This is a genomic window from Pedobacter sp. 05L430, from assembly GCF_056397585.1.
On record NZ_JBFTNT010000418.1, the window covers coordinates 1 to 2882 of the forward strand.

Annotated in this window: 3 protein-coding genes; 1 reads left to right on the forward strand and 2 read right to left on the reverse strand. The window is 36.3% G+C overall.

What is annotated here, in order from left to right:
* Nucleotides 1-98 precede the first annotated feature (98 nt).
* Complete coding sequence (locus AC1DG9_RS25760; protein ID WP_477621746.1) at nt 99-1649, forward strand: hypothetical protein; 1551 nt, start codon at nt 99-101, stop codon at nt 1647-1649.
* Between the two features lie 4 nt (nt 1650-1653).
* Here AC1DG9_RS25760 and AC1DG9_RS25765 read toward each other — a convergent pair whose 3' ends face one another.
* Together AC1DG9_RS25765 and AC1DG9_RS25770 are read right to left on the reverse strand one after the other, a co-directional pair.
* Nucleotides 1654-2583 carry a restriction endonuclease gene (locus AC1DG9_RS25765; RefSeq protein WP_477611975.1) on the reverse strand — a complete coding sequence of 310 codons (930 nt, stop codon included), beginning with the start codon at nt 2581-2583 and terminating at the stop codon, nt 1654-1656.
* A gap of 33 nt (nt 2584-2616) precedes the next feature.
* A partial coding sequence (locus AC1DG9_RS25770; protein WP_477635537.1) for a hypothetical protein occupies nt 2617-2882 on the reverse strand: 266 nt, incomplete at its 5' end.

Below are 2882 nucleotides of genomic sequence, written 5' to 3' on the forward strand. Positions count from 1 at the left end.
GCCTTATTACCTGAGGGAGCAGGCACACCACCAGTTGGTGTGGTAATTGGTGATGCGTGGATTGATACAACTAATGACTCCATAAAAGTTAGGAGAGTATGATGAAAGTAAAATTCTGGCCTAAGGGTATGGGTATAACTACCAGGATTTGTAATCATCGGTACGATGCTGTAATGACATTTTCACACCAGACTGATGATAGATATCAGAATAGTATTTTTGCTGCTGAAGAATATGGCTTTAAAAATAATTTCTGTTTAGGTGCTTTTGTAAATAATATAACTGGAAATTATAGCGTAGGTATCTCTGAGGCTGAAGCCTCTGGTTTAATGAGGCATGACATATATTATCCAACTGAATATTGGAAAAATCCAATTACAGGAGTAATTCAAGTTATTCCTGATTGGGGTGTAACAACGTGGACATCAGCTGGTGCCGCCGTATTTCCTGTAACTGCCGGAACTACCAAGGCAAACAGGTATCCGAACCATGGCCAGCAAATGTACGATCTAAGTGCGGGAGCGTACGGATATGATGTTATAAATTCGGTATCAGGTACAAGTAATTTGAGTGAGTACGTTGGTGTGATTACCTATGTTCAGAACTGGCTAAAATCCCTTACAGGTAGATCGGTATCTGGTGGTAGTTATCGTCTTGGTATTACCAATATGTTTCCTCTGCAAGCTCCGAGATGGTTAGGTGTTAGAAACAGCGTTCCATCACCATCTGTAAATGGCGTTACTGGAAATACATTTTATGGCAATAGCAAGATTTCTGGCAAACTAGGCATACCAACGAGCTCAATATTTTCCAGACAAACATGGAATACGTACCCATCAACCTCAAGATGGTGGGATATGTGGAATAATGATGGTTTCACTAAAGCGCAAGCAACTACCTATATCCAGGCTCAAATTGCCTTAACGTTAGCAAACGGTGGTTGGTATAGGGATTTTTGTCACTGGCACGCGGCAAAGGCAGCAGTATCAGGTATAGCTTCGTTAGATGAATTTTTGAGCGTTGTCAGATCGGCTGTTGGTTCAAATTTCATTCACACTTGCAGTAATGGTGAGGCATTGGAGTACATGTACTTAAGGGAATTATCTCATCGTGCTACTGCTTATGAGTTGAATGGAGATGTTCATATAGTTGTTGATATGTATGATCAATTTAAGTCAACTTCAACCAGTGGAATACTTAATGATGTTCCATTAGATAAAATCAATACGCCTTTAACCATAAGCATTGATCTTTCGGCTTCTTCTCTTGCAGGGAAATTCATTTCATTGAATTACGGCAAGGCGATAAGTTTGGGTAGTGACCAATATTTGATCGAGGTGCCTCTTCTTTCGAAAGAAGAGGGTTTTATGTCAATAAGAATCAAAGAAGTAGTGAGTGCCAATTATAGAACATTAGCTAGGCCAACAGGATCTTTCAGTATAACGGGTGGTGTACTTTCAGGAACTACAAATATGCTTTGTAAAATAGTATTATTTAGTGTTGCTACTGGTGGTGCAGAATATGATAGTTTACCATTTTATAGAAGTTTACAATATGCAACTTCTCATTCGGTTGTTGTCCCTGCTGGTAATGATTACAGAGTAGGTATAATATCAGAGAGTGGTCAGGCTAATTTGGTAGTGGTTTAGTAGTTTATTTTCTATTCACTTGGGCAGGCCTAAACCCTAAACTATACATGTATAGTTCAGAATACCTAAATGCTACAACTTCTAGATGGGCTTGGTTTTTATCAAAATTTGATATGTCTTTAGTAGTCCAAGTTGAACCACCTATTAATTTTGGGAATAATGAAGGTGATATTTCGACATGTGAAGTAATAATTTCTTCATTTAAATGATTTTTTAATACTCTGTAGTCAGCAGGTGAAATTGAGGTTGATTTTACATCATGACCTTCATATCGATATACTATTTGCAGACGTACGACCGCTGTCGAGATCCCGCTTGTTGGATTAATGCAAAACAGTCCTTCTGGATCTACGTCGAAGTAAATTAACTTACCACTTTTATCGATTGGTTGCCTGTTAATAAAGTATCTTTTGTACATTTCGGATCTCCCTAAAATAATTCCATCCTTCATAAAAATGTAACTGAAGTCATCAATTTTATTACATTCTGTAGGTGCATTCTCGAGGGATGCTAAAAAGTTTAAAAAACAAGCGTGCTCTGTCTTTATCACGGGTATGGATAGTTCCATTGACCATTTCTTTTTAATAGCTGAATGAGCAGAATAAACCTCAATTCTTTCCTTTTTTGCATAATCAATAGCTGGCACAGAAAAGCCAGTATTACAAATTAAAATACCTTTTTGAGCCCTAACATCTTTTATAACCGACTTAAATTGACCGATTGTATTCACGTCTGCCTTTCTTGTCCAATCTTTGACTTGCACTATTATTAATATATCTATATCTAATATTTTAGATCTAATTGATAAGTCTATTTGCCGTTCGATTCCTGTATCCAATCCAAAAATATGGTCATCTTGAGTTATGATTGCATCGCCTTCTAACTCCTTATAGATTTGTTCAACTAGTAATTCGTATTCTTTTCCTTTTTTCATAAAAGAGCGTTTAATTTGGAAAAATTAACAATATCAATCTTCACCCAAAACTAAGTCTTTGAAAAATGCTTCAAGATTAGTATTGTCCAGAAAAATATCGGAGTCTTTAAATACTATTTTTTGCATTATTAATCTAAGGATATGATCAATCGATATCGAAAAGTCAATCAGCACCTGGTTGTCTTTATGTTTTTTGCTATCCAATGCTTGACCATGCATAAACTTAGATCTTACATCGTAAATATCTTTTACTGTTTTGTATATCTCTTTTTTAGTTTTTGAGGCTTCTTGATGTATAT